Origin of the sequence: Pseudomonas paraveronii (assembly GCF_963681955.1) — a bacterium.
Classification (GTDB): domain Bacteria; phylum Pseudomonadota; class Gammaproteobacteria; order Pseudomonadales; family Pseudomonadaceae; genus Aquipseudomonas; species Aquipseudomonas paraveronii.
This window is the reverse complement of record NZ_OY817130.1, coordinates 588,676-614,936: the sequence shown is the minus strand read 5'-3', so window position 1 is coordinate 614,936 and position 26,261 is coordinate 588,676. Positions and strand designations below refer to the sequence as shown.

General features: G+C 62.1%; 23 protein-coding genes. 6 read left to right on the top strand and 17 right to left on the bottom strand.

Features of this window, described 5'->3' with window-relative positions; genetic code table 11:
* Positions 1 to 14: 14 nt before the first annotated feature.
* The 12 genes from U5A08_RS02615 to U5A08_RS02560 all read right to left on the bottom strand — a co-directional run bounded on the left by U5A08_RS02615 (position 15) and on the right by U5A08_RS02560 (position 14,347).
* On the bottom strand, positions 15 to 1,949 hold the full coding sequence (locus U5A08_RS02615) for a methyl-accepting chemotaxis protein (protein ID WP_253393100.1): 1,935 nt from the start codon (positions 1,947 to 1,949) through the stop codon (positions 15 to 17).
* A gap of 139 nt (positions 1,950 to 2,088) precedes the next feature.
* Entirely contained in the window at positions 2,089 to 3,378 is a 1,290-nt protein-coding gene (locus U5A08_RS02610) for an adenylosuccinate synthase (protein WP_321850159.1), read from the bottom strand.
* A 54-nt stretch (positions 3,379 to 3,432) separates the two neighbouring features.
* The gene (locus U5A08_RS02605; RefSeq protein WP_321850158.1) at positions 3,433 to 4,620 is read right to left on the bottom strand and encodes an ATP phosphoribosyltransferase regulatory subunit; all 1,188 of its coding nucleotides are present in this window, start codon (positions 4,618 to 4,620) and stop codon (positions 3,433 to 3,435) included.
* Between the two features lie 280 nt (positions 4,621 to 4,900).
* Complete coding sequence (gene hflC, locus U5A08_RS02600) at positions 4,901 to 5,767, bottom strand: protease modulator HflC (protein WP_046384902.1); 867 nt, start codon at positions 5,765 to 5,767, stop codon at positions 4,901 to 4,903.
* Positions 5,767 to 6,942: an FtsH protease activity modulator HflK gene (gene hflK, locus U5A08_RS02595; protein ID WP_321850157.1), complete on the bottom strand. Its 1,176-nt coding sequence runs from the start codon at positions 6,940 to 6,942 to the stop codon at positions 5,767 to 5,769. Before hflK ends, hflC begins: the two co-directional genes overlap by 1 nt.
* Positions 6,943 to 7,038: 96 nt before the next feature.
* Positions 7,039 to 8,340 carry a ribosome rescue GTPase HflX gene (gene hflX / locus U5A08_RS02590; protein WP_247398214.1) on the bottom strand — a complete coding sequence of 434 codons (1,302 nt, stop codon included), beginning with the start codon at positions 8,338 to 8,340 and terminating at the stop codon, positions 7,039 to 7,041.
* Positions 8,341 to 8,352: 12 nt separating this feature from the next.
* Entirely contained in the window at positions 8,353 to 8,613 is a 261-nt protein-coding gene (gene hfq / locus U5A08_RS02585) for an RNA chaperone Hfq (protein ID WP_017849756.1), read from the bottom strand.
* A 94-nt stretch (positions 8,614 to 8,707) separates the two neighbouring features.
* A complete protein-coding gene (gene miaA, locus U5A08_RS02580; RefSeq protein WP_253393094.1) occupies positions 8,708 to 9,679 on the bottom strand; it encodes a tRNA (adenosine(37)-N6)-dimethylallyltransferase MiaA in 972 nt (323 codons plus the stop codon).
* Positions 9,679 to 11,592 (bottom strand): DNA mismatch repair endonuclease MutL, encoded by a 1,914-nt coding sequence (gene mutL / locus U5A08_RS02575; RefSeq protein WP_321850155.1) that lies wholly within the window; start codon positions 11,590 to 11,592, stop codon positions 9,679 to 9,681. The genes miaA and mutL overlap by 1 nt, the downstream gene beginning before the upstream one ends.
* The gene (locus U5A08_RS02570; RefSeq protein ID WP_253393090.1) at positions 11,592 to 13,013 is read right to left on the bottom strand and encodes an N-acetylmuramoyl-L-alanine amidase; all 1,422 of its coding nucleotides are present in this window, start codon (positions 13,011 to 13,013) and stop codon (positions 11,592 to 11,594) included. Before U5A08_RS02570 ends, mutL begins: the two co-directional genes overlap by 1 nt.
* 15 nt (positions 13,014 to 13,028) lie before the next feature.
* Complete coding sequence (gene tsaE / locus U5A08_RS02565; RefSeq protein ID WP_253393088.1) at positions 13,029 to 13,499, bottom strand: tRNA (adenosine(37)-N6)-threonylcarbamoyltransferase complex ATPase subunit type 1 TsaE; 471 nt, start codon at positions 13,497 to 13,499, stop codon at positions 13,029 to 13,031.
* Positions 13,487 to 14,347, bottom strand: a complete 861-nt coding sequence (locus U5A08_RS02560; RefSeq protein WP_253393079.1) for an NAD(P)H-hydrate dehydratase — start codon at positions 14,345 to 14,347, stop codon at positions 13,487 to 13,489. Before U5A08_RS02560 ends, tsaE begins: the two co-directional genes overlap by 13 nt.
* A gap of 63 nt (positions 14,348 to 14,410) precedes the next feature.
* Between U5A08_RS02560 and queG the strand changes: the two genes are divergently transcribed.
* Positions 14,411 to 15,478 carry a tRNA epoxyqueuosine(34) reductase QueG gene (gene queG / locus U5A08_RS02555; protein WP_253393077.1) on the top strand — a complete coding sequence of 356 codons (1,068 nt, stop codon included), beginning with the start codon at positions 14,411 to 14,413 and terminating at the stop codon, positions 15,476 to 15,478.
* Here queG and U5A08_RS02550 read toward each other — a convergent pair.
* Both U5A08_RS02550 and orn read right to left on the bottom strand, forming a co-directional pair.
* A complete protein-coding gene (locus U5A08_RS02550; protein WP_247401860.1) occupies positions 15,472 to 16,089 on the bottom strand; it encodes a trimeric intracellular cation channel family protein in 618 nt (205 codons plus the stop codon). The two genes, queG and U5A08_RS02550, sit on opposite strands and share 7 nt — an antisense overlap.
* A gap of 89 nt (positions 16,090 to 16,178) precedes the next feature.
* Positions 16,179 to 16,721 (bottom strand): oligoribonuclease, encoded by a 543-nt coding sequence (orn, locus tag U5A08_RS02545; RefSeq protein ID WP_253393075.1) that lies wholly within the window; start codon positions 16,719 to 16,721, stop codon positions 16,179 to 16,181.
* Positions 16,722 to 16,829: 108 nt separating this feature from the next.
* Here orn and rsgA point away from each other — a divergent pair, with 108 nt between their 5' ends.
* Positions 16,830 to 17,861, top strand: a complete 1,032-nt coding sequence (gene rsgA / locus U5A08_RS02540) for a small ribosomal subunit biogenesis GTPase RsgA (protein WP_071491684.1) — start codon at positions 16,830 to 16,832, stop codon at positions 17,859 to 17,861.
* A 49-nt stretch (positions 17,862 to 17,910) separates the two neighbouring features.
* Here the strand turns inward: rsgA and motB are convergent, their stop codons facing one another.
* Both motB and motA read right to left on the bottom strand, forming a co-directional pair.
* Positions 17,911 to 18,933: a flagellar motor protein MotB gene (gene motB / locus U5A08_RS02535; RefSeq protein WP_321850154.1), complete on the bottom strand. Its 1,023-nt coding sequence runs from the start codon at positions 18,931 to 18,933 to the stop codon at positions 17,911 to 17,913.
* Between the two features lie 3 nt (positions 18,934 to 18,936).
* Positions 18,937 to 19,788 (bottom strand): flagellar motor stator protein MotA, encoded by an 852-nt coding sequence (motA, locus tag U5A08_RS02530; protein ID WP_321850152.1) that lies wholly within the window; start codon positions 19,786 to 19,788, stop codon positions 18,937 to 18,939.
* A 166-nt stretch (positions 19,789 to 19,954) separates the two neighbouring features.
* Here motA and U5A08_RS02525 point away from each other — a divergent pair, with 166 nt between their 5' ends.
* Genes U5A08_RS02525 through asd form a run of 3 tightly spaced genes read left to right on the top strand, consistent with a single transcriptional unit; the run spans position 19,955 to position 23,240 of the window.
* Positions 19,955 to 21,490 carry an HDOD domain-containing protein gene (locus U5A08_RS02525; RefSeq protein ID WP_253393069.1) on the top strand — a complete coding sequence of 512 codons (1,536 nt, stop codon included), beginning with the start codon at positions 19,955 to 19,957 and terminating at the stop codon, positions 21,488 to 21,490.
* A 57-nt stretch (positions 21,491 to 21,547) separates the two neighbouring features.
* Complete coding sequence (rhdA, locus tag U5A08_RS02520) at positions 21,548 to 22,363, top strand: thiosulfate sulfurtransferase (protein WP_253393067.1); 816 nt, start codon at positions 21,548 to 21,550, stop codon at positions 22,361 to 22,363.
* Between the two features lie 16 nt (positions 22,364 to 22,379).
* Positions 22,380 to 23,240 carry an archaetidylserine decarboxylase gene (asd, locus tag U5A08_RS02515; protein WP_321850150.1) on the top strand — a complete coding sequence of 287 codons (861 nt, stop codon included), beginning with the start codon at positions 22,380 to 22,382 and terminating at the stop codon, positions 23,238 to 23,240.
* 130 nt (positions 23,241 to 23,370) lie between these two features.
* Here the strand turns inward: asd and serB are convergent, their stop codons facing one another.
* Positions 23,371 to 24,585, bottom strand: coding sequence for a phosphoserine phosphatase SerB (gene serB, locus U5A08_RS02510; protein WP_247401834.1), 1,215 nt, complete (start codon positions 24,583 to 24,585; stop codon positions 23,371 to 23,373).
* 134 nt (positions 24,586 to 24,719) lie between these two features.
* Between serB and U5A08_RS02505 the strand changes: the two genes are divergently transcribed.
* Positions 24,720 to 26,252 carry an AhpA/YtjB family protein gene (locus U5A08_RS02505; RefSeq protein WP_321850149.1) on the top strand — a complete coding sequence of 511 codons (1,533 nt, stop codon included), beginning with the start codon at positions 24,720 to 24,722 and terminating at the stop codon, positions 26,250 to 26,252.
* Positions 26,253 to 26,261: the final 9 nt, after the last annotated feature.

Below are 26,261 nucleotides of genomic sequence, written 5' to 3'. Positions count from 1 at the left end.
CGGCACAGACCACACTAAGCCCGGAACTGCCCCAGGCTCGCCTTCAACTGCGCCGCCAAGCCATCCAGCACCTTGCCACTGGCCGTGGTTTCTACCACAGCCTGCGCGGCACGCTCGGCCTGGGCGTGAATCACCTCGACCCGCCCACGCACCGCGTGTGCGCCCTGGGCTTGATGCTCAGCCGCACGAGTGGCCAGGCCAATCGCCGCGTGTACCTGCTCCACCGAGGCCTGCACCGTCTGCTGCAAGCGCACACTGTCGCGCAGCACCAGCAAGCCTTCGCTGGCCTGGCGCCCGGCCTTGCCAATGGTTTCGACCGCCTCGCGCGCGCCCTGCTGCAACGCCACGATATGCGCCTGGATATCACCGGTGGAGCTCTGGGTTTTACTCGCCAGCGCACGCACCTCGTCTGCCACCACCGCAAAGCCACGCCCGGTCTCACCGGCACGCGCCGCTTCGATGGCCGCGTTGAGCGCCAACAGGTTGGTCTGCTCGGCGATGCCGTGGATCACGGTCAGCACCACTTCGATCTGCTCGCTTTGCGCCGCCAGGCGCTCGATGACTTTGGAACCGGCCTGCACCTGCCCCGCCAGCGCTTCAATCAAGCTGCCGACTTCAGCCGACGTGCGCGAGTTTTCATCCGTAGCCTGGCGAATATCCACCACCTGCTGTAGCGCGGCCTGCATCGCATGGCTTTCGGCCTGGGCCTCATCGGCCATCTGCGACAGCGCGCGCAGGCTCTCGGCCACTTCGTCGCGCTGCAAACCCGCCGCCGCGTCGGCGCCGGCATTGCGCAAGGTCATCGCGCCGATTTCCACACCGGTACGCTGCGCCACATCGCCGGCCTCGCGCACGATGGGCTGCAACTTATCCACAAAGCGATTGACCGCCGAAGCCATGTCGCCGATCTCATCTTTGCTGTTGATCTGCACGCGCTTGGTCAGGTCACCCTCACCCGCCGCCAGATCATCCATGGCTGCGATCAACAGTTTCAAACGATTGACCACGCGCCGCCCGAGCACCACCGCGATCAGCAGCAAGACACCAAAACCGACCACCGCAAGCCCCATGCCGATGCGCCAACGCAGCGTACCCGCCGCTTCTTGCACGACACTCGCGGTGTTGGCGGTCATCTGGGTAGCGGTCGCCTGCGCCGATTGCAACCTCGCCCCCATGGCGGCAGCACTATCCGCCGCCGCACCCTTGAGGCTATCGCCCACCAACTGATCGCCGCTGGCAATCAGTGCCGCAAAGCGCTTATCCAGCGCCAGCAGGTCGGCCTCTACCGACGCGGTCGAGACGCCCATGCGGACCTTGCCGATCTCGACACCGTTGGGACTGATGGACGCTTCGACGTAGTACACGGAGGCGTCCGCCTTGGCGGCGTCCAGCACCTTATCGAGAGCACGGTCGCCCTTGCCCTTTTCCAGCAAAGCCTGGTTGATCGGGTTTTCCCGGTTCAGATAGCGGGTCAGATGCTCACCGGCAGCGTCGTCATACACCACGAACAACACGTTGGGATTGCGCTGGGCCCGTCGGGCGAACTCCGACAGCGTCGGCACATCGTTGTCCCACATGGCGCGGGGCGCCACAGAGGCCAGCAATTGCGCCATGTCATTAGCGGAGTCTTGCAGGTCTTTTTCCAGGGTCGCACGCAGTTGCTTCTGCTCTTCCTGCAGGCGCGCGGAAAGCCCTGCGGTCAGACGCTGACGGGTACTGCTGGACAAGCTGTCCAGGCTGGATGTGACTTCCTTGCCGGCCTGAGCCAGTTCGCCCGACAGTTTCTGACTGTCGACCCCCAGGCGATTGCCCAAATCAGCTTCCAGCGCCGTGACGGTGCTCCGAGTTAGAGCGACCGCCACCAGCACTTGCACCAAAAGAGCGATACCTAGGGTAACGAACACCGGCCGCAACAGACGACTTTGTAACAATGAGAGAACGGCAGACATCGGGAATCCCTCCACCACGGGTGCCATTAATTTGATAGCACCGCGAAAGAAGGAAATACAGCAAGGGTCGTGCCGTTTGGTGAACTGAGACGACAAAGGGCTCCCGAAGGAGCCCTTTGCTTTTTACATCAACAGCTTATTAAGCGAACGGGTGACGCAGAACGATGGTCTCGTTGCGGTCCGGGCCCGTCGAAATAATGTCAATCGGCGCGCCGATCAGCTCTTCAACGCGCTTGATGTAAGCACGCGCATTGGCTGGCAGCTCTTCCAGGGTTTTGGCCCCCACGGTCGATTCGGTCCAGCCTGGCACTTCTTCGTACACCGGCTGCAGACCCACGTAACTGTCAGCGTCAGTCGGAGCAACGCTCTTACCTTCTGCATCTTTGTAGCCGACGCAGATGTTGATGGCTTCCAGACCGTCGAGTACGTCCAGCTTGGTCAGGCAGATACCCGAGATGCTGTTCACATCGATAGCACGACGCAGGATAACGGCATCGAACCAGCCACAACGACGAGCGCGGCCGGTGGTTGCGCCGAACTCGTGACCTTGCTTGGCCAGGTGCGCACCGACTTCGTCGAACAGCTCAGTCGGGAATGGCCCCGAACCGACGCGAGTGGTGTAAGCCTTGGTAATGCCCAGGATGTAGTCCAGGAACATAGGGCCAACACCCGAACCGGTAGCCACGCCACCAGCGGTGGTGTTGGAGCTGGTCACATACGGGTAGGTGCCGTGGTCGATGTCCAGCAACGAGCCTTGAGCGCCTTCGAACATGATGTCTTTGCCAGCACGACGCAGGTCGTGCAGCTCGGCGGTCACGTCCAGCATCAGCGGCTTGAGCAGCTCAGCGTATTCCTTGCATTCGGCCAGGGTCTTGTCGAATTCGATAGCTGGCTCTTTGTAGTAACCCACCAACATGAAGTTGTGGTATTCCACCAGTTCGCGCAGTTTGTCTTCAAAGCGCGGCATGTTGAGCAGGTCGCCAACACGCAGGCCACGACGTGCGACTTTATCTTCATAGGCCGGGCCGATACCGCGACCGGTGGTGCCGATCTTCAGCTCGCCACGCGCCTTTTCACGGGCCTGGTCCAGCGCAACGTGGAAGGACAGGATCAGCGGGCAGGACGGGCTGATACGCAGGCGCTCGCGCACCGGTACGCCTTTCTCTTCCAGCTTGGTGATCTCGCGCAGCAGGGCATCCGGTGCAACCACGACGCCGTTGCCGATCAGGCACTGCACGCCTTCGCGCAGTACGCCCGACGGGATCAGGTGCAAGACGGTTTTTTCGCCATCGATGACCAGGGTGTGGCCAGCGTTGTGGCCGCCTTGGTAGCGCACTACGGCGGCAGCATGTTCGGTCAGCAGATCAACGATCTTGCCTTTGCCCTCATCACCCCATTGGGTGCCCAGGACTACGACATTCTTACCCATAACACTTGTCCTCATTCGCGCAAACTTGGTGCCGGCGTTGGCCGGCAGGAAAACTCAAGAAGCCAGTGGCGATACTTGCCAAAGCCCGTTCTGCAGAATCAATTGCCGGTCGCAGTCCGCTTCACGGGCGGCGGCCAATGGCTGCCCAGGCAAAGCCTGGACGACACGCTGACCCTCACCGCGCAACTGGCAAACCTGCTGCCAGAGTGCTGCATCCGTACTGTCGGGCATCCAGATGCCACCAGACGGCAGCTCGACCTCAGCACGCCCCAGGGTCACCAGGGTTTTCAAATCGGTGGAGAAACCGGTGGCCGGACGCGCACGACCGAAGTCGGCGCCGATATCGTCATAACGACCGCCTTGGGCGATGGCTTGGCCAACACCCGGCACAAACACCGCGAACACCACACCGGTGTGGTAGTGGTAGCCGCGCAACTCACCCAGGTCGAAATACAACGGCAGTTGCGGGAACCGCACCGACAACTGCCCTGCAATCGCCAGCACGTCATCCAGTGCCGCCAATACCGGCGCTGGCGCATTGGCCAGGCGCTCACGGGCAGCGTCCAGAACTTCGCGGCCGCCGCACAGGTTCACCAGCGCACGCAGCATGTCAGCCAGTTCGGCCGGCACGCCTTCGGTCAGGGCGATGACTTCATCGATCGCCTTGCGCTGCAGGGCATCGAACAACTGTTGTTCCACTTCACCGGACAACCCCGCCGCACGGGCCAGGCCACGGTAGATACCAACGTGGCCCAGGTCCATGTGGACATCCGGCACGTCAGCCAGTTGCAGCATCGCCAGCATCAGGCTGATGACTTCCACGTCACTACTCGGGCTGGCATCGCCGTACAACTCGGCACCCAACTGGATCGGGCTGCGCGACGACGACAACGCCCGCGGTTTTGCATGCAACACGCTGCCGGCGTAGCACAGACGGCTCGGGCCTTCGCGACGCAGGGTGTGCGCATCGATGCGCGCCACTTGCGGCGTGATGTCAGCACGGAACCCCATTTGCCGGCCCGATTGCGGGTCGATGACCTTGAAGGTGCGCAGATCCAGGTCCTGGCCCGCGCCGGTCAGCAGGGATTCCAGGTACTCGATATGGGGGGTCACGACAAACTCGTAACCCCAGCTCTGGAACAGATCCAACACCTGGCGACGCGCAACTTCAATGCGCGCAGCTTCTGGTGGCAGTACTTCTTCGATGCCATCTGGCAGCAGCCAGCGGTCTACCGTTGCCATTACGCCATTCCCCTATGATCCGGGCGGCCAACCCTCGGCCGAGCCTTGAGTGAAGCAGAAAATGCCCGCCCCCGGCATAAACCACGCGCAAGAGCGACGTGACGAACGGCCTGCAAACGGCCTCGTCGGGCACTTTCCTCGAAAAACCTGTCGCGCCTGCCGAATCAAACATGCAGACGCAAAAAAGCCGGGAATTTCCCGGCTGCCGCATCATACACCCGTTTTCTCAAAGGATCACCCCGCCAGGCGTTTTAGCCGCCCGACGGGAGTGAACATTGAGTTACTTGGACTTTTCCAGGTAACGGAAGAAGTCGCTGCTCGGGTCCAGCACCATGACGTCGGTTTTGTTCGCGAAGCTTTCACGGTAGGCACGCAGGCTACGGTAGAACGCGTAGAACTCCTGGTCCTGGCCGTAGGCTTTGGCGTAGATCGACGCGGCTTGCGCATCACCATCACCACGCGCCTCTTCAGACTCGCGATAGGCCTCGGCCAGCAGTACGCGACGCTGACGGTCGGCATCCGCACGGATACCCTCGGCCAGCTCGTTACCTTTGGCGCGGTGCTCACGCGCTTCACGCTCACGCTCGGTGCTCATGCGCTCGAACACGCTGCGGTTCACTTCCTTCGGCAGATCGATGGCCTTGACCCGGACATCGACAACTTCGATCCCCAGCTCTTTTTCCGCCATCGTATTCAACGAACGAGTGATATCCGCCATCAGCGCATCACGCTCACCGGACACCACCTCGTGCAGGGTGCGCTTACCAAACTGGTCACGCAGGCCCGATTCCAGACGACGCGACAAGCGCTCGTCGGCAATCTGCTTGAGGCCGGAGGTCGCGGTGTAGAAGCGCTCGGCATCCTTGACGCGCCACTTGGCGTAGGCGTCAACCATCACGGCTTTCTTTTCCAGGGTCAGGAAACGCTGTGTCGGTGCATCCAGGGTCATCAGGCGTGCGTCGAACTTGCGCACCTGGTTGACGTAGGGGACTTTCACATGCAGGCCCGGCTGGACATCCGCCTGGACCACGCGACCGAATTGCAGCAGCACCGCACGCTCGGTCTGAGCCACGATGTAGAAGCAGTTCCAGGCAGCGATGACCACGACGACGCCCACAATCAGGGCGGTCAGCGATTTATTGTTCATCAACGACTCTCCCTGGTACGTGTTTGCTGTTGCAGCAAGTCAGCGGCCGCACGGGCGCTCGCTTCGTTGGCAGCGGCATTCGAACCGGTAGCCGGTGCGCTGGCGCCGCTACGACCACCTTCGATCATCTTGTCCAGCGGCAGGTACAGCAGGTTGTTCTGCCCACCCTTGCTGCCGGTCACGAGAACCTTGCTGGTGTTGCTGAAGACTTCCTGCATGGCGTCCAGGTACAGACGCTCACGCGTGACTTCCGGTGCCTTGCGGTACTCGGCGACCAGCTTGGTAAAGCGATCCGCCTCACCCTTGGCGCGGGAGACCACTTCATCGCGGTAACCGTTGGCATCTTCAAGGATGCGCTGGGCCTGGCCACGGGCTTCCGGCACGACGCCGTTGGCGTAGGTTTCAGCCTGGTTGCGCGAGCGCTGCTCGTCTTCACGGGCGCGGATCACGTCGTCAAAGGCTTCCTGCACTTCACGCGGTGCCGCTGCGCTCTGTACGTTCACCTGGGTGACGGTGATACCGGTGCGATAGGTGTCGAGGAACCGTTGCAGGCGCTCCTTGATTTCGCTGGCCATCAATTCACGACCTTCGGTCAGCACCTGGTCCATGGCGGTGGAACCCACCACATGGCGCAGGGCGCTTTCGGTCGCGTGTTGCAGGCTGACTTCCGGCTGATCGACGTTCAGCACGAAGTCCTGCAGGTTGCTGATCTTGTACTGCACGGTCAGCGGCACTTCGACGATGTTCTCGTCTTCGGTCAGCATCTGGCCCTGCTTGGTGTAGGCACGCTCACGCGTGACGTTCTCCATGTACTTCTTGTCGATCGGCGGGAAGTAGATGTTCAGGCCGGGGCCGACAGTCTCGTAGTACTTGCCGAAGCGCAGCACCACGGCCTGCTCCTGCTCGTCCACCACGTAGACCGCGCTATACAGCCACACAGCCGCGAGCACGACAAGCCCAAGGCCCAGCAGACCGTAGCCGCCGCCCTTGCTTGTGCGACCGCCATCGTCACCACCGCGTTTTTTTCCACCACCGAACAACCCATTCAGGCTTTCCTGCAGCTTTCGGAAGGCCTCGTCGAGATCCGGTGGCCCCTTGCGGTCGCCATTATTGCGGCGCTTACCACCCCAAGGATCCTGATTATTCGAGTTGCCACCCGGCTCATTCCAAGCCATAGCGCTCTCCATCTGATAAAGCAAAGACGCACCCACGGCGCGCCGACCAATGCTACAGAATGCCTGCTACTGCGGCACAACCGCTTTCTCAGGCTTTTATTGCAAAGTGTGTTGTTCGATGAACTCTGTCGGTATAACGCCTTCGCGGCTGACCAGCCGATTCAGCTCCGAGCGCGGCAATCGAACGGCCAGCAAGCTGACACCTTCTTCATCGTGCTCTTCTTTCTGTACCGCGCCCAACTCGAAAAACTGTGCACGCAGTCGAGCAAAACGCTGAGGCAAGCGCAAGGTGCCGACGAACAAATCGTTGCCGAGCAACTCGGCAATCGCTTGCTCAAGCAAGTCCAGGCCGCGGCCATCACGCGCCGACAACCAGACCCGCTGGGGCTTGCCGTCCTCGTCGCGCTGAATTTGTGGCTCAACGCCTTCAAGCAAATCGAGTTTGTTATAGACCTCGAGGATGGGCAAGTCCTGGGCACCAATCTCGCCCAGCACCACCATCACCTGTTCAATCTGCAACATGCGATCAGGTTCGGCCGCATCGATCACGTGCAACAGCAGGTCGGAGTTGCTCGACTCTTCGAGCGTAGACCGAAATGCCTCGACCAGTTTGTGCGGCAAGTGACGAATGAAGCCCACTGTGTCGGCCAGGACAATCGGCCCCAGGTCCGCCAGTTCCAGGCGGCGCAGGGTCGGGTCAAGGGTCGCGAACAGTTGGTCGGCCGCGTACACGTCCGACTTGGTCAAGTTGTTGAACAGCGTGGACTTGCCGGCGTTGGTGTACCCCACCAGGGAAACGGTCGGGATATCCGCGCGGCTGCGGCCACGTCGCGATTGTTCGCGCTGGCTGCGGACTTTTTCCAGCCGGCCCTTGATCTGACGCAGGCGAACCCGCAGCAGTCGCCGGTCGGTTTCCAGCTGGGTCTCGCCCGGGCCACGCATGCCGATACCGCCACCCTGACGCTCAAGGTGAGTCCAGCCACGCACCAACCGGGTGCTCATGTGGTCAAGCTGGGCCAGTTCAACCTGGAGCTTGCCCTCATGGGTACGCGCGCGTTGGGCGAAAATATCGAGAATCAGGCCGGTACGGTCGATCACGCGACACTCGAAAACACGTTCGAGGTTACGTTCCTGACTGGGCGTGAGGATGTGATTGAAGATCACCAGATCGGCCTGCTCGGCATGGACCAGGTCGCGCAGTTCCTCGACCTTGCCGCTGCCAATCAGGTATTTGGCGGTTGGCCGATGACGCGGTACGTTAAAAAACGCAACGGTCTCGGCGCCGGCCGAATTAGCCAACTCCTGAAACTCCTGCGGATCTTCGCGCGCCTCAGGGTCCTGTCCATCCAAGTGAACGAGGATCACTCGTTCACCACCACCGTGGCGCTCAAAGAACAAAGGAGACTCCTATCAGGCGTTACCTGGCTCAGCGTCACCCTGTTCGCCATCGGTCGCGCTAGGCAGACGGATTGGACGAACTGGAACAACTGTCGAGATAGCGTGCTTGTAAACCATTTGGCTGACGGTGTTTTTCAGCAGGATCACGAACTGGTCGAACGACTCGATCGTACCTTGCAGCTTGATACCGTTGACCAAGTAGATGGAAACCCCAACTTTCTCTTTACGTAAAGTATTCAAGTAAGGGTCTTGTAGCGAATGCCCTTTTGACATGTGCCGCACTCCTTTAAGGATCAATAATAAAAAATCGGAAAATAGATAGCTTATGGCCGTCACACCCCCAAGGATAGACGGCAATTGCAAGGACTCAGCTCAATATGGAGACCGTTCCCAAGTATTTCAAGGCGCGTGACAGATTGTCGCTGTCCAGGCTGTCCAGCCAGTGCAAATCGCTCCAACTGCGCAGCCAGGTGAACTGGCGTTTCGCCAACTGGCGCGTGGCAATGATGCCGCGTTCCTGCATTTCGGCTGACGTCAGCTTGCCATCCAGATGATCCCAGACTTGGCGATAGCCTACAGCACGTATCGAAGGCAACCCGGGATGCAGGTCACCTCTTGAACGCAGTGCTACGACCTCGTCCACAAACCCCTGTTCCAACATAATTGTGAATCTTTGTGCAATTCGTTCATGCAGCACCTGGCGATTTGCCGGAGCAATCGCCAGATTCGCCACAGTATAGGGCAATTGTGAGCGCCCCGATGCGCCTGCGTCAGCACTTTGCGCAGATTGTCGCTGCCGATGCTCGGTCATGGTCTGACCACTTACCCGCCAGACTTCCAAGGCTCGGCTGAGGCGCTGGGGATCGTTCGGGTGGATGCGCGCGGCGGACACCGGGTCCACCGCCGCCAACTGGTCGTGCAAGGCTTGCCAGCCAAGGCGCGCCGCTTCTTCTTCGAGCTCGGCGCGCACCTGGGCGTCGGCCGGCGGCATCTCCGCCAGGCCTTCCTGCAAAGCCTTGTAGTAGAGCATCGTGCCGCCCACCAGCAGCGGGATATTGCCGCGCGCGGTGATCTCGGCCATGGCCGCCAGCGCGTCGCTGCGGAAATCTGCCGCCGAATAGCTCATTGCGGGGTCGATGATGTCGATCAACCGGTGCGGATAGTGCGCCAGCAGTTCCTTTGAAGGCTTGGCCGTGCCGATATCCATACCGCGGTAAACCAAGGCAGAGTCGACACTGATCAGCTCGCAGGGCAGCACTTTGCTCAGCTCGATGGCCAGGTCGGTCTTGCCGGCGGCCGTGGGGCCCATCAGGAAGATCGCGGGGGGCAAGGCACTCATCAACGGCCGCGCAAGAACAGTTTGTCCAGATCGTCCAGGCCCATTTGGGTCCAGGTCGGTCGGCCATGGTTGCATTGTCCGCTGCGCTCGGTGTTTTCCATGTCGCGCAGCAGGCCGTTCATTTCCGGCAAGGCCAGGCGGCGATTGGCGCGGATCGCGCCGTGGCAGGCCATGGTGCCGAGCAGTTCGTTGATGTGCGCCTGGATACGGTCACTGGTGCCGTATTCCATCAGGTCCGCCAAGACGTCGGCCACCAACCGGTTGGCCTCGGCTTGCTTGAGCAGCGCGGGAATCTGGCGGATCGCCAGGGTTTCCGGGCCCAGGCGTTGCAGTTCGAAACCGAGTTTCTGGAACACGCTGGCGTGCTCTTCGGCACAATCGGCTTCACGCTGGCTGACCGCCAGGGATTCCGGCACCAGCAGCGGCTGGCCGCTCAGGCCTTCGCTGGCCATGGCGATTTTCAGGCGCTCATACATGATCCGCTCGTGGGCCGCGTGCATGTCCACCAGCACCAGGCCGTGGGCGTTTTCCGCAAGGATGTAGATGCCCTTGAGTTGCGCCAATGCATAGCCCAGCGGCGGAATATCCCCGCCACCTTCGGGCAACGCGACCGCGCTCGGCTCGGCCCCCGGCAGCGGCGCAAAGAATTCACGATAGGCCGCCTGCGCCTCAGCTACCGGCACCGCCGATTGCGGACGCGGAGTGTATTGATACTGATAGCCCGCCCCCGGACCCGAGCCCGGCGCCGTGTAGTTCGGCTGTGGTTGCGGCGATTGCAGCAGGTTGCCCGCCAGGCTCATTTCGCCCTGTGGGCCGAACTCGCCGGCTTCCGGGCCACTCGGGCGAACCACCGCCGTCACGATCGGCGCGGACAGTTGGTCATCCGGACGCACATCGCCCAGCGCGCGGTGCAAGGTGCCGTAGAGGAAGTCATGCACCATGCGCCCATCACGGAAGCGCACTTCATGCTTGGTCGGGTGAACGTTGACGTCGACCACCGACGGGTCGACCTCGAAGAACAGCACAAACGTCGGGTGCCGCCCGTTGAACAGCACGTCGCGATACGCCTGGCGCACCGCGTGGGCCACCAGTTTGTCGCGCACCGCCCGCCCGTTCACAAAGAAATACTGCAAGTCTGCCTGGCTGCGGGAGAACGTCGGCAACCCCACCCAACCCCACAGGCGCAAGCCATTGCGTTCGATTTCAATCGGCAGCGCCTGCTCCAGGAACCCCGCGCCGCAGACCGCCGCCACCCGCCGGGCGCGCGCGGCGTCGTCGTTGGCTTCGTGCAGGCTGAGGATGGTCTTGCCGTTGTGACGCAGGTGGAATGCCACGTCGAACCGCGCCAGAGCCAGGCGCTTGATGACTTCCTGCAGGTGATCGAATTCGGTTTTCTCGGCCTTGAGGAATTTGCGCCGCGCCGGGGTGTTGAAGAACAGGTCGCGCACTTCCACCGAAGTGCCCACCGGATGCGCAGCCGGTTGGACCCGAGGCGCCATGTCGCGGCCTTCGGTCTCCACTTGCCAGGCCTGGTCGGCGCTGCGCGTGCGGGAGGTCAGGGTCAGGCGCGCCACGGAGCTGATCGAGGCCAGGGCCTCACCGCGAAAGCCCAGGCTCATCACCCGTTCAAGGTCTTCCAGGTCGCGAATCTTGCTGGTGGCGTGCCGCGCCAGGGCCAGCGGCAGGTCATCGGAGGAGATGCCGCTGCCGTCGTCACGCACCCGCAGCAGCTTGACGCCGCCCTGCTCGACGTCGACATCGATGCGCTTGGCGCCGGAGTCGATGCTGTTTTCCAGCAACTCCTTGATCACCGACGCCGGCCGCTCGACCACCTCGCCCGCCGCAATCTGGTTGGCGAGGCGCGGGCTGAGCAGCTCGATGCGCGAGCCGCTGTTGAGGATCGATTCACTCATTACTGTGCCGCCAATTCAGTGCCGGGGATGGTCAACACCTGGCCGACCTTCAACTCATCGGTTTTCAGGTTGTTGGCGCTGCGCAACGTCGCAGGCGACACCTGGAAACGCACCGCCAGCATGGCCAGGGTGTCGCCAGGCTGCACGCGATGGTCACGCGGGCCCTGGGCGATTTTCCCGGAGTCGCGCAGCCAGGCGACATACGTGCCCGGCGGCGGGTTCTGCTGGAAGAACTGGCGCACACCGGCACTGATGGAGCGTGCCAATGCCTGCTGGTGGCTGGCGCTGGCCAGTTTCGAGGCTTCGTTGGAGTTGGAGATAAATCCGGTTTCCACCAGGATCGACGGGATGTCCGGCGATTTCAACACCATGAACCCGGCCTGCTCCACACGCTGTTTGTGCAGCGATGTCACGCGACCGATGTTGCTCAGGACTTTCTGCCCGACGTTCAAGCTGGAGGTCAGCGAGGCGGTCATCGACAGGTCGAGCAGTACACCGGCAAGCATCTTGTCCTTGTCGTCGAGGGACACGTTGCCGGCCCCACCGATCAAGTCGGAACGGTTTTCACTGTCGGCCAGCCAGCGCGCGGTCTCGGACGTGGCGCCGCGATCCGACAGGGCAAACACCGAGGCGCCAAAGGCGGCGGCCGAAGGCGCGGCGTCGGCGTGGATCGAGACGAACAGGTCGGCACCCTTCTTGCGCGCAATTTCAGTGCGGCCGCGCAGCGGGATGAAGTAGTCGCCGGTACGGGTCAGCTCGGCGCGATAGCCTTTCATGCCGCTGACCTGGCGCTGCAATTCACGGGCGATGGCCAACACCACGTCTTTTTCATGCTGGCCACGCGAGCCGGAAGCGCCCGGGTCTTCGCCGCCGTGACCGGCGTCGATCACCACGATAATGTCGCGTTTACCCGCCGGCGCCGGCGGCGGCGGTGGCAACTTGACCTGCGGTTGCGACGGGCTGACCGGCACGGCCGGAACGGTCGCCACGCTTGGCGTCGGCGCGGGCGGCGGTGCGGCATCCGCGGCGTTGTCGAACAGGTCGACCACCAGGCGGTTGCCGTACTGGGCGTTGGGCGCCAGGGCGAAACTTTTCGGGGTCACGGCCTTTTTCAGGTCGATGACCACGCGCAGATCGGTCGGCGTGCGCTGGGCCGAGCGCATGCTGGTAATTGGCGTGTTGGCGGTGGAGATTTTCAGCGGCGCGGCCAGGCTCGCACCGTTGATGTCGATCACCAGGCGATCAGGCGCCGTCAGGGTAAAGACGCTGTGCTGGACCGGGCCAGACAGGTCGAACACCAGTCGCGTGTTATCCGGCGCTCGCCACAGGCGAACACTCTTCACCTGTGACGCAGCCAGAGCATTGACAGTCATTGCCGCAAGCAACACCCCTACGACAGCAACCAACGCGCGAAAGCGCATACCGAACCCCACCAATTATTTGAATTCCAATGCCAGAGCGGCGCACCACGACTCACCGCGCGCGCCCTGGGGCAACAACTTCAGCCGACGTCCGTGATCATGCGGCGTAATGGTAATGGTCAGGTCCGGCTTTGGCAAAAAGCCTGTGCCTTTATCTGGCCACTCGATCAGGCACAGCGCGTCATCCTCGAAATAATCCCGAATCCCCATGTACTCCAGCTCTTCGGGGTCTACCAGGCGATAGAGGTCAAAGTGGAAGGCTCTTATCGCACCGATCTCATAAGGTTCGACCAACGTAAAGGTCGGACTTTTCACCGCCCCCGCATGGCCCAACCCGCGAATGATCCCCCGGGACAGCGTGGTCTTGCCCGCCCCCAGGTCGCCTTCGAGAAAGATCAGCCCCGCCCCGCCTGTCACCTGGGCAATCCGATGACCGAAGGCGACCATTGCCGCTTCATCCGCCAGGAAAAGAATTACTTCAGACACGGTGACTGTTCCTCAAGCAATTGACGAATGGCGGGTATCAGGTCGCTGGCAGCCAGGCCGCGACCCAAGGTGCCCTGCCGAGCTCCCGCCGTGGCGTGCAACCACACGGCCAGGCAACCGGCGTCATACGCGGGCATACCCTGCGCGAGCAACGCGCCCACCAGGCCGGCCAACACGTCGCCGAGCCCTGCGGTCGCCATGGCCGGATGGCCTTGGTCGCAACGCGCAACGCGGCCGTCCGGGCTGGCGATCAAACTGCCCGCCCCCTTGAGAATAGCCACGGCGTTGAATTTCTGGCTCAACGCGCGCGCCACCTTAAGACGATCCGCCTGAACCTCTGCTGTCGACATCCCCATCAAACGCGCGGCTTCGCCTGGATGCGGGGTGATCACGCAGTTGGCGGGAAGGCTTACGCTGCCGGTCGCCAGCTGATTCAAGGCATCGGCGTCCCAGACTTGCGGCTGCTTGGCGTTGGCGGCGACGGACAGCAGGCTCTTGCCCCAGGCGGCATCGCCCAGGCCCGGACCGATGACGATAACCGAGATCTTTTCCAGCAACCCCATCAATTGGTTGGCCGAACTCACGCCGACGGTCATGACTTCCGGCAAGCGCGCCAATGCGGCGGGCACGTGCTCAAGGCGGGTCGCCAGGGACACCATGCCCGCGCCGCTGCGCAGCGCACTTTCGGCACTGAGCAACGCCGCGCCGCCAAAGCCTCTGTCACCACCGATGACCAGCAGATGACCGAACCGGCCTTTATGGGCGTCCGGGGAACGCGCAGCCAGTTGCGGCAAATCGCCGGGCAACAGGGGCTGAACGTCGGTTATTGCGTGTTTTGTCTGCGGCATGCGTCTTCAAGCTCCGATGTCTGGCAGAATTATACCTATCTAACCTGTGGTTTCCCGTGTCTCATGCCTGCTATTACCTCCGATCTGCCCGCGCTCGCCCAATCGATCAAAGACTGGGGCCGCGAGCTGGGCTTTCAACAAGTCGGCATCAGCGGCCTGGACCTGGCCGAGCATGAACAGCACCTGCAACGCTGGCTCGACGCGGGTTACCACGGCGAGATGGAGTACATGGGCGCCCACGGCAGCAAACGCTCGCACCCCGAAGAGTTGGTGCCGGGCACCTTGCGCGTAGTCTCGCTGCGCATGGACTACCTGCCCGGCGATACGCACATGGCGCAACGGCTGGCCCAACCGGAAAAAGCCTACATCTCCCGTTACGCCCTCGGCCGCGACTACCACAAGCTGATCCGCAAGCGCGTGCAGCAACTGGCCGAACGCATCCAGGCGCAAATCGGCCCCTTCGGCTTTCGCGCCTTTGTCGACAGCGCACCGGTGCTCGAAAAAGCCATCGCCGAGAAAGCCGGGCTGGGCTGGATCGGCAAAAACACCCTGGTCCTCAATCGCAAGGCCGGCAGCTACTTCTTCCTGAGCGAGCTGTTTGTCGACTTGCCGCTGCCGGTCGATCCGCCCCACGCCACCGAACATTGCGGCCGCTGTACCGCCTGTCTGGATATCTGCCCGACCAACGCGTTCGTCGGGCCTTACGTGCTGGACGCGCGGCGCTGCATTTCCTACCTGACCATCGAACTCAAGAGCGCGATCCCTGAAGACTTGCGCCCACTGATCGGCAACCGGGTTTTCGGTTGCGATGACTGTCAGATCGTTTGCCCATGGAATCGTTTCGCCCGCTCCACCGCCGAAAGCGATTTCAAGCCACGGCACAACCTGGATAACGCGCAACTGGCCGAACTGTTTATGTGGGACGAGGATAAATTCCTCAGCAGCACCGAAGGCTCGCCCCTACGCCGCGCCGGCTACGAGCGCTGGCTGCGCAACCTGGCGGTGGGCCTGGGCAATGCGCCATCGAGCATTCCGGTGCTGGAAGCCTTGAAGGCGCGCCGGGACTACCCCTCGGAGCTGGTGCGCGAACACGTGGAATGGGCGCTGAAACAGCACGCCGAGCGTCAATGAACGTCGTCGTTGTAGATGAACTTGGGCATTTCCCAGTGAAAACGGATCGCCAGCAGGCGCAGGAGAAAGCCGCTGAACAGGGTGAGCATAATCGCCTGCTCGCCCGGCAGTTGCAGATAGAGACACAGCAAGTAGAACCAGGCGGCGAGGAATGACACGCTGGCGTACAGCTCACGGCGAAAGATCAGCGGGATGTCGTTGCAGAAAATATCCCGCAGGATGCCGCCAAACACCCCGGTGATCACACCGCTGACCGACGCCACCAGCATACCGTGGCCCATTTCCAGGGCGGTCATGCAGCCGATCAGGGTAAAGGCGACCAAACCCACGGCATCCAGCGCCAGAAACAGCGAGCGCAGGCGGCGCATGAGCGGTGCGATAAAGATCGTCACCAGCGCGGCGACGGACGTCAGCACCAGGTATTCCGGGTGCTTGACCCAGGTCAGCGGGTAATGCCCGAGCAGCACATCGCGCACCGAACCGCCGCCCAACGCTGTCACACAGGCGATCAGCACCACGCCAAACCAGTCCATGCCGCGCCGACCGGCAGACAAGGCACCGGTCATGGCTTCGGCAGTGATGGCGATGAGGTAGAGCATCAGCAGCATGATGGCGATCCTTTCAAAGAGGCGCGCAGTCTAATCATTTGCTGATGGCACCAAAAGAGGGCGCTTGGCGAAAGACCCAGACGCCCCATGCATCAAGCCTTGATGAAGTGCTTGCGGTAGTGCTGCAACTCGGCGATCGACTCACGAATATCATCCAGCGCCAAGTGAGCGCTGCCTTTATGGAAGCTGTCTTTGACTTCCGGCGCCCAGCGCGCGGCCAGCTCCTTAAGAGTGGACACATCCAGGTTGCGGTAGTGGAAGTAGCTTTCCAGTGCCTTCATGTGGGTATAAAGAAAGCGGCGGTCCTGGCAGATGCTGTTACCGCAGATCGGCGACTTGCCCTTGGGCACCCACTTTTCCAGGAAGGCGATGGTTTCGGCTTCGGCTTCGGCCATGCTGATGCGGCTGTCACGCACGCGCTGGGTCAGGCCGGAGTTGCCGTGGGTGCGGGTGTTCCACTCGTCCATGGTGGCGAGGATGGCGTCGCTGTGGTGGATGGCGATCACCGGACCTTCGGCCAAGGTATTGAGGTTGCTGTCGGTGACAATGGTCGCCATCTCGATAATGACGTCGGTGTCGGGGTTCAGACCGGTCATTTCCAGATCGATCCAAATCAGATTTTGTGGGTTTTGCATGGCTTGATTCTCTTGGCACCTTGGCGTAGCCGCACAGTTTAGCAGGCGGGGCCGTGCTAGACTCGCGACCGTTTTACCTAACCTTTGCATTATCGACACGGAACACCAATGGCCAAACGCCAGCTCAACCGTCGCCAAAACTGGCGCATCGAAAAGATTCAGGGCGAACGCGCCGCACGCGCCGCCAAACGTGAATCCTCCGCCGTGGAAGCGCTCGAGGGCGGCGACCTGGGCCCCGAACAAACGGGCCTGGTGATCGCGCACTTTGGTGTGCAGGTCGAAGTCGAGGCGCTCGAAGGCGAGCTCGCCGGCCAGGTCTTCCGCTGCCACCTGCGCGCCAACCTGCCGGCGCTGGTGACCGGCGACCGAGTGGTGTGGCGTGCCGGCAACCAAGGCATCGGCGTGATCGTCGCCCAACTGCCCCGCACCACCGAACTGCGCCGCCCCGACAGCCGCGGCCAGTTGAAGCCGGTGGCGGCCAACGTCGACATGATCGTCATCGTCTTCGCGCCCCTGCCCGAGCCCCATGCCAACCTGATCGACCGTTATCTGGTCGCGGCCGAGCATGCGGGCATTCGTCCGCTGTTGTTGCTGAACAAATTCGACCTGATCGACGAACAGAACGCCCCGGCGCTCAACGCGTTGCTGGCGGTCTACCGCACCCTGGGCTACCCGGTGCTGGAAGTGTCGGCCCATCACGGCAATGGCATGGAACAACTGCAACAACAGTTGGACGGGCGCATCAGCGTATTCGTCGGCCAGTCTGGCGTGGGCAAGTCATCGCTGGTCAACAGCCTGCTGCCGGAAGTCGACACCCGTGTCGGCCCGCTGTCGGAGCTGTCCGGCCAGGGCACCCACACCACCACCACCGCGCGGTTGTTCCACTTCCCCGGCGGCGGTGAGCTGATCGACTCCCCGGGCATTCGTGAATTCGGCCTCGGCCATGTCAGCCGCAGCGACGTGGAAGCCGGTTTCATCGAGTTCAACGACCTGATCGGCACCTGCCGCTTCCGCGACTGCAAACACGACCGCGAACCCGGTTGTGCCCTGCTCAAGGCGCTGGAAGATGGCCGCGTGCAGCAGCAGCGGATGAACAGCTATCGGTCGATTATTGCGAGCTTGCCAGAGAGCAGTTACTAAACAGCGCATACAACAAGGCCGCGTTTATCGCGGCCTTGTTGTATGCGGCTTACGAGCCCTTGACAGGCGCCGTCGGGTCTTTCGCGCCGCCATCATCAAACAGGTTCAGCTTCTGCCGCAGCTCATGCGCCGGCAATGGCTCCTGCCCCGGCGGAATAGCGTTCGGGTCGACCGGTGCTCCGCCCTGCGCACCCGCATCTGGGGTCGGTGGCGGTGGCGGTGGCGGCTGATCACCTTCAATCGCACGCTGAGCCTTTTTGGTCAGCACAACAATATCGATCCGGCGGTTGATCGGGTTGAACGGGTCCTTGGCATCAAACAGCTGCGACGAAGCAAAACCCACCACCCGCGCCACTTGCGAGTCCGGGTAGCTGCCGGCCACCAACGCACGCCGGGCGGCGTTGGCGCGGTTGGCCGAGAGTTCCCAGTTGCCGAAATCGCCTTGCCCCGCATACGGCTTGGCATCGGTATGGCCGCTGACGCTGATCTTGTTCGGCACAGCCTTGATGGTGTCGGCCATGGCCAGCAGGATGTCTTCAAAGTACGGCTTCAACCGCGCACTGCCGGAGTCGAACATCGGCCGGTTGGCGGCGTCGGTGATCTGGATGCGCAAACCGTCCGGGGTGATTTCGAAGGAAATCTGATCCTTGAATTTCAGCAACTGCGGGTTTTCATCAACCTTGGTCTGCAACTCCTTCAGCAACAATTCGAGGCGCTCCTGCTCGACCTGTTCGGCCAGGCTTTCGACGGTTTTGCGCTCGATCGGAATGTTTTCCTGCGGCGCCTCGGTCTTGACCTCAGGGTTGATGGTGCGCTCCGGCGCCAACTGCGGCGAACCGCCCAGGTCGATCACGAACGGCGTGCCGCTTTCCGAGAAACCAATCGGGTCTTTGAAGTAACCGGCGATGGCGATCTTTTGCTCGGGGGTCGCGGTGGACATCAGCCACAGCACCAGGAAGAACGCCATCATCGCCGTTGCAAAGTCGGCGAAGGCGATTTTCCAGGCGCCACCATGGTGCCCCGCAGCGAAGCGCTTGACGCGCTTGATGATTATCGGCTGGTTGTTTTCCATGGCTTAGCGACCGCGAACCGCTTGTTCCAGCTCGGCAAAACTCGGGCGATGTTTCGGGTACAGCACCTTACGACCGAATTCCACCGCCAGCGAAGGCGGCATGCCGGAGGCCGAAGCCACCAGGCTGGCCTTGATCGCTTCATACAGATTGATTTCTTCCTTGGCATCGTGGGCCAGGGAGGTCGCGAGCGGGCCGAAGAAACCGTAGGCCGCAAGAATACCGAAGAACGTACCGACCAGCGCCGCACCCACGTGCATGCCGATGGCCGCCTGGTCACCCTCGCCGAGGGACGCCATGGTCACCACGATACCGAGTACCGCCGCAACGATACCGAAGCCGGGCATGCCGTCGGCAACGCCGGTGACTGCGTGAGACGGGTGTTCCAGCTCTTCTTTGAGGCTGAACAATTCCATGTCGAACAGGCCTTCCAGCTCGTGGGGGGCCATGTTGCCGGAGGACATGATGCGCAAGTAGTCGCAGATGTAGGCGGTCATGCGCTCGTCTTTGAGCACTGCCGGGTACTTGGCGAAAATCGGGCTCGCCGCAGCGTCCTCGATGTCCGCTTCGATAGCCATCATGCCTTCACGGCGACTCTTGTTGAGGATCTCGTAAACCAGCCCCAGCACTTCCATGTAGAAGGTGTGGGAGAAGCGCGAGCTGAACATGCCCAGCGACTTCTTGATCACGTGCATGGTCATGTAGCCGGGGTTGGCCTGCAAGAATGCGCCGAATGCCGCGCCGCCAATAATCATCACTTCGAAGGGCTGGATCAACGCAGCAATCTTGCCGTGAGACAGGACATAGCCACCGAGCACACTTGCAAGGACGACGATGATGCCGATTATTTTAGCCATAGGGGTTTTGTACTTGCGCCGTCGGGTTCATGGACATATTTGGGGTAACTGAAAAACTCTTGTTCTACTTATCGGCAAAACTGCGCCAGACTATAGGCCGTCAAGGCGAAAAGCCAGTTCGGCCCGTTCAGGGCGTGTTGAAGTAAGTGATGATCGCGCCCCAATCATGGCCAATGAAAAGACAGACCCATCTGTAAGACCCATCTCTCTCGCCGCTTGGATCAAGTGCCTGGACGAAGTCCGGTTGCCCGTTCCCCAGGCCAGCCACGAACGCGTGTGCAAAGCCATCCGCGACAGTCGCAGTTCTTTGCGAGATATTGCCGAGCTGATGCAGGGCAGCCCGTCGCTGGTGCTCAGCGTGATGCGCGAGGCCAACAGCCACACCCATGGCAGCCTGGCGGAACCGGCAGAAAACCTTGAGGTGGCACTTAACCGTCTCGGCCTCAAACGCGCCGAGGACCTGCTGGCACGGCTGCCGTCGGTGCCGATGAATGAAATCCCCGTCGCCTTTCGCCAACTGGTGCTGGTCAGCCGGCATGCGTCGCAGCAAGCCAGCGGTTTGTTCGCCAGCCGCCTGGCGCGGTTGTGGCAGGACATCCACTGGGGCAGCCTGCTGTTTCTGGCGCCGTTGTGGCCGATGGCGGTGGCCTACCCCAAGCTCCTGGAAGAATGGGAGTTGCGGGTGATCCACAAAGGCCAATCGGCGCGCCGGGTCGAGCAGGAATTGTTCGGCGTGCGCCTGCTGGACCTGTGCCTCGGCTTGACCGAAACCTGGCACCTGCCGATCTGGGTATCCCAGGGCTATCACCTGTTGCTGACCGAGCAACGCCTGCTGGTCAAGGCACTGCACATCGCCCGGGAAGACGACCCACTGCGCCAGCAACAACTGCTGGATGCCGAGCCCAATTTGCGGCGCTGGCTGAACCAGCCGGCCAATACGGTGTTGCTGGCCAACGGCCTGGCGATGTCGGCCCAGGAGTCCTGGACCTGCCCGCACACCGAACGCTGGCAATACCTCACCGCGCTGTACCTGCAACAGCCGTTGAGCGAGGTGCAGCAACAGGTTCACCAGCAAGCGGTGATCAACGCTCGCGCAACCTTGATGCCCGACCTCTGGCACCCGGCGCTGTCGCTGATCTGGCCGTGGCATGTACAGAAAATCCATCGCGGCCTGCTGCCCGCACCGCCGCCGACGGCCGAGGCCCTGGCCGTTTGGCGCAAGCGTTGCACCGAACTGCTGGTGGAGCCGAGCCGCTTCGCCAACGCCATGCACCTGACCACCTGCGCGAAGGAAGCCCTGGAGGCCAGCGGCATGCAGCGCGTCTTGCTGTTCATGGCGGATCGCGCCCTGAGCACCTTGCGCGTCCACCAGGCCGCCGGCCTGCCGAAGGACGCCACGAACTTGAGCCTGGACGTGGTCAACAGCACGCTGCTGCAACGCATGCTCGAAAAACCCGCCCAAGTGCGCTTCACGCCCGACAACCACGCGCAATTCGCCGCATTGTTGCCGCCGATCCTGCGTCGCCTGTTCAACGGCGAACACCTGCTGTTGCGCTCACTGAGCTGCAATGGCCGGGTGGTCATGGTGATGATCGCCGACCAGGGTGGTGGGCCGCTCTCGGAAACCACCGTGCAGGCCTTCGGTAAAACCGCTCAATGCATCGAAAAAGCCCTGCACAGCTTTACCAACCGCACCGGTTGATGCTTGCGCTACAATCGCCGTCTTTTATCGCCAACATTTGTGCCCAGGAGACCTCACATGCCTGACTTCTCTGGCTTGCCGCTGGTGATCGAATCCAGCGACCTGCTTGGCCGCCTCGATGCCGACCAGCTGATTCTGGTGGACCTCACCAGCGCCGCCCGCTACGCCGAAGGGCATATCCCCGGCGCGCATTTCGTTGACCCCAAGCGCACCCAACTGGGCCAGGCGCCAGCCCCCGGTCTGTTGCCGAACAAGGCTGATCTGGAGAAACTGTTCGGCGAACTGGGCCACACCCCGGACGCGACCTACGTGGTCTATGACGACGAAGGCGGTGGCTGGGCCGGACGTTTTATCTGGCTGCTCGACGTGATCGGCCACACGAAATACCACTACCTCGACGGCGGCCTGGTGGCGTGGCTGGCAGACAAGCACCCGCTGTCTACCGAGGTGCCGGCCCCGGCTGGCGGGCCAGTCAGCCTCACCTTGCATGACGGCCCCACCGCGACCCGCGAATACCTGCAAAGCCGTCTTGGCGCTGCCGACCTGGGCATCTGGGACGCACGCGGCCCGCTGGAATATTCCGGCGAAAAAGTCCTGGCAGCCAAGGGCGGTCACATCCCCGGCGCCGTGAACTTCGAATGGACCGCCGGCATGGACAAGGCGCGCGACCTGCGCATCCGCCGCGACATGCCACAGATCCTCGAAAACCTCGGGCTGACCCGCGACAAAGAAATCATCACCCACTGCCAGACTCACCACCGCTCTGGCTTCACCTACCTGGTGGCCAAGGCGCTCGGTTATCCGCGAGTCAAAGGTTATGCCGGTTCCTGGGGCGAATGGGGCAACCACCCCGACACCCCCGTCGAGATTTAAGGTTTAAGGACAGTTAATGAAAAAGCAGTTGTTCATCCTCAGCCAGTACTTGCTGCCGCACCACCTGCTGTCGCGCCTGGCCGGCTGCATTGCCGAGTGCCGCGTGCGCTGGTTCAAGAACGCCTTCACCACTTGGTTCGCCAAGCGCTATCAGGTGGACATGTCCCAGGCCCTGGTTGAAGACGTGACTGCCTACGAGCACTTCAACGCATTCTTCACCCGCGCCCTGAAAGACGGCGCGCGCCCACTGGATCAAACCCCGGGCGCCGTCCTGAGCCCCGCCGATGGCGCCGTCAGCCAGCTCGGCCCGATCGAACATGGTCGCGTGTTCCAGGCCAAGGGCCACAGTTTCAGTGTGCTGGAATTGCTGGGCGGCGATGCGGCCGTGGCTGCGCCGTTCATGGGCGGCGATTTCGCCACCATCTACCTGTCGCCGAAGGACTACCACCGGGTGCATATGCCACTGGCGGGCACCTTGCGTGAGATGGTCTACGTGCCAGGGCGGATTTTCTCGGTCAACCAGACCACCGCCGAGAACGTGCCGGAGCTGTTTGCGCGTAACGAGCGTGTTGTCTGCCTGTTCGACACCGAACGCGGCCCGATGGCCGTGGTATTGGTCGGCGCTATGATTGTGGCGTCTATTGAAACCGTATGGGCCGGCCTGGTCACGCCGCCCAAGCGCGCGCTGAAAACCTTCCGCTACGACGAAGCCGCGCGTGCGCCGATCCACCTGGAGAAAGGTGCGGAGCTGGGTCGCTTCAAGCTGGGTTCGACTGCGATCGTGCTGTTCGGGCCAGATCAGGTGACGTGGGCAGAAGCACTGGTGGCGGGTTCGCCGGTACAGATGGGTCAGGGTATCGGTTCACCGAAAGCCTGATTCAAACACCGAAAATCCAATGTGGGAGGGGGCTTGCCCCCGATAGCGGTGGGTCAGTCACTCATGTGTTGACTGATACTCTGCCATCGGGGGCAAGCCCCCTCCCACATTTTTAACCGCATTTTGTCAGTTAGAGCTGACCATCACGGTCGCGAAAGCCCAGCAAATACAGCACACCGTCCAACCCAAGGGTCGAAATCGCCTGCTTGGCCGATTGCTTGACCAGCGGCTTGGCGCGAAACGCCACGCCCAACCCGGCAATCGCCAGCATCGGCAAGTCATTCGCACCGTCGCCGACCGCAATGGTCTGCTCCAGACGCAAACCTTCCTTGTGCGCCAATTCCCGCAGCAAGTCGGCCTTGCGCTGCGCGTCGACGATCGGCTCCACGGCCACACCGGTCACCTTGCCATCCACCACTTCCAGCTCGTTGGCGAACACATAGTCGATGCCCAGCTTGGCCTGCAATTGCTTGGCGAAGTAGGTGAAGCCGCCGGACAGGATCGCGGTCTTGTAGCCCAGGCGCTTGAGTTCGGCGAACAGCGTTTCGGCGCCTTCGGTCAGGCGCAGGGAGGCGCCGATCGAATCCAGTACGCTGACATCCAGGCCTTTGAGCAGCGCCAGGCGTTCCTTGAAGCTGGCACGAAAGTCCAGCTCGCCGGCCATGGCGCGCTCGGTAATCGCGGAGACTTGCTCACCCACACCGGCAGCCTTGGCCAGTTCGTCGATGACTTCAGCTTCGATCAGCGTGGAGTCCATATCGAACACCGCCAGGCGGCGGTTGCGGCGGAACAGCGAGTCTTCCTGGAAGGCGATATCGACATTCAGCTCCTGGGCCACGCTCAGGAAGTCGGCACGCAAGGCTTGGGGGTCAGCCGGCTCGCCGCGCACGGAGAATTCGATGCAGCCCTTGCCCTGGTCAGCCGGCGTGTCCAATGGCATGCGGCCCGACAGACGGTCGATATGGTCGATATTCAAACCGTATTGCGCGGTGATCGAGCTGACGCGCTGCAACTGCTCAGCCGTCACTTTGCGGGTCAACAAGGTCACGATATGGCGCTTTTTGCCCTGGCCGGACACCCACTGCCGGTAATCCTCTTCGGACACCGGGGTAAAGCGCACCTGCTGATCCAGCTTGTACGCGGTAAACAGAATGTCCTTGAGGACGGACGACGCCTGCTCGGTGCTGGGAATTTCCACCAGAATCCCGAACGACAGGGTGTCGTGGATCACCGCCTGGCCGATATCGAGAATGTTCACACCACCCTGGGCCAAAACACCGGTAATGGCGGCGGTGAGACCTGGTCGGTCTTCCCCCGTGATGTTAATCAGGACAATTTCGCGCAAAGCGCACCCCCAGGCTGGAAAAAAACCGCATTCTACCCACTTTCAGTGACCACCGGGCACAGCCAACGCTTTGCCGGTCTTGGGCCTGTCGCTATACTGCGCGTCAATTTCACGGACTAAAGAGCCGAGCTCAAGTGAACCGGCCCACGCCAGTAAAAACCGATAACTTCTTCCTGCTGATCTTCCGGGCACTGCGCCACCGCCGTGTACCGATCGCATTACGCATCGCCAGCCATAACGTGATCCTGGTCGCTCTGGCACTGGTGATCTACGCCTGCGTGATGGGTTTGCAGTTCAAACAGGCCATGCACGAGCAAGCCGATGCCCTGGGCGAGAGCTTGACCACCCAGACCGCCACCTCGGCGACCGAACTGCTGGTGTCCAACGACATCCTCAGCCTCAACGTGCTGCTCAACAACCTGACCAAGAACCCGCTGGTGGCCCACGCCGCCATCTACAGCGTGGACAACCGGATCATGGCCGAAGCCGGGCAACGCCCGAAAAACGGCCTGTTGGGTGAAGCCGAAGGCCTGTACCAGAGCAATATCACGTTTCAGGATGTGAAAGCCGGCCAATTGCGCATCAGCCTGGACATGCAGCAATTCCAGCAGCCGATGACCATCAGCCTGCAAAGCATGGGCATCCTCAGCGCGATCCTGCTAGCCCTGGCCCTGGCCTTGAGCCTGCGCCTGGGGCGGCATATCTCCACGCCGCTGATGCAACTGCGCATCTGGCTGCGGGATATCGACGAACACACCCCGGCCACCGATCGTCAGGACGAGATCGGCGACCTTGCGCGCCAGCTTCACACCAGCTTCGCCCCGGAACCGGTAGCGCCCGAGGTTGAACCCGAGCCCGAGTTCGACGACAGCGATTACGACGACGAGCCCGCCTTTGAAGTGCGCAACCTGCGCGACCCGGGCTTTGACGAAAGCGCGCCGGTCGCGGGCTTGAAGCCTGCACCACGCCATGTGCTCAGGGCCGAAGAAGACGAGCTGGACGACGAAGATCCGTTCGCCGACCTGCGCGACACCTCCGCCAGCAGCCCGGTCGTCGCGCCGAAGCCCGCACCGGTAAGGAATGCCGAGCCCCAGCACAGTGCCGTCCTGGCCGTGCAACTGGGCGCCCAGGACCAACTGCGCCGCCTGCCCCGCGCCCGCCTGACGGAATTACTGGAACGCTACCGCGACTGCCTCGACCAGGCCGCCTCGCTCTACCAGAGCGAACTGCACACCCTGAACGATGGCAGCACACTGATGCTGTTCCACAGCGAAGACAGCGGCGAAGACTACCTGACCAACGCCATCTGCTGCGGCGAGCTGCTACGCGCCCTGGGCCACGAGTTGCAGATCGAAGTGGCCGACAGCGGCATCACGTTGCAGTTGCAACTGGGCCTGACCGTCGGCGACGACCTGTTCGGCATGAGCCAGATCGACCTGTTGCTGACCGAGATCGCCCAGGACGCCCTGGCCTTGTCCCAACACAGCCGCAACCTGCTGCTGGTGGAGCGCAAGATCAGTGAAGACACACTGATCCGCCAACGCGCACGTATCCGCCCGATTGCCAGCCCTGAGGGCGCCAGTTGTGTAGAGCGCTTGATGGAGCCGTATCCATCGATGCTGGAGCGGCAGTTGGCGCGAATGCACGATACCCGTGCCAAGCCCTAGGGACACCAT

Coding starts and splice junctions, on each gene's coding strand:
- hflC (WP_046384902.1), bottom strand. CDS start 5,767: ATGAACAATAAATCGCTGACCGCCCTGATTGTGGGCGTCGTCGTGGTC.
- orn (WP_253393075.1), bottom strand. CDS start 16,721: ATGCAAAACCCACAAAATCTGATTTGGATCGATCTGGAAATGACCGGT.
- U5A08_RS02570 (WP_253393090.1), bottom strand. CDS start 13,013: ATGCGCTTTCGCGCGTTGGTTGCTGTCGTAGGGGTGTTGCTTGCGGCA.
- U5A08_RS02605 (WP_321850158.1), bottom strand. CDS start 4,620: ATGGCAACGGTAGACCGCTGGCTGCTGCCAGATGGCATCGAAGAAGTA.
- hflK (WP_321850157.1), bottom strand. CDS start 6,942: ATGGCTTGGAATGAGCCGGGTGGCAACTCGAATAATCAGGATCCTTGG.
- rhdA (WP_253393067.1), top strand. CDS start 21,548: ATGCCTGACTTCTCTGGCTTGCCGCTGGTGATCGAATCCAGCGACCTG.
- motA (WP_321850152.1), bottom strand. CDS start 19,788: ATGGCTAAAATAATCGGCATCATCGTCGTCCTTGCAAGTGTGCTCGGT.
- U5A08_RS02610 (WP_321850159.1), bottom strand. CDS start 3,378: ATGGGTAAGAATGTCGTAGTCCTGGGCACCCAATGGGGTGATGAGGGC.
- asd (WP_321850150.1), top strand. CDS start 22,380: ATGAAAAAGCAGTTGTTCATCCTCAGCCAGTACTTGCTGCCGCACCAC.
- mutL (WP_321850155.1), bottom strand. CDS start 11,592: ATGAGTGAATCGATCCTCAACAGCGGCTCGCGCATCGAGCTGCTCAGC.
- U5A08_RS02615 (WP_253393100.1), bottom strand. CDS start 1,949: ATGTCTGCCGTTCTCTCATTGTTACAAAGTCGTCTGTTGCGGCCGGTG.
- queG (WP_253393077.1), top strand. CDS start 14,411: ATGCCTGCTATTACCTCCGATCTGCCCGCGCTCGCCCAATCGATCAAA.
- hfq (WP_017849756.1), bottom strand. CDS start 8,613: ATGTCAAAAGGGCATTCGCTACAAGACCCTTACTTGAATACTTTACGT.
- U5A08_RS02560 (WP_253393079.1), bottom strand. CDS start 14,347: ATGCCGCAGACAAAACACGCAATAACCGACGTTCAGCCCCTGTTGCCC.
- rsgA (WP_071491684.1), top strand. CDS start 16,830: ATGGCCAAACGCCAGCTCAACCGTCGCCAAAACTGGCGCATCGAAAAG.
- miaA (WP_253393094.1), bottom strand. CDS start 9,679: ATGAGTGCCTTGCCCCCCGCGATCTTCCTGATGGGCCCCACGGCCGCC.
- motB (WP_321850154.1), bottom strand. CDS start 18,933: ATGGAAAACAACCAGCCGATAATCATCAAGCGCGTCAAGCGCTTCGCT.
- U5A08_RS02525 (WP_253393069.1), top strand. CDS start 19,955: ATGGCCAATGAAAAGACAGACCCATCTGTAAGACCCATCTCTCTCGCC.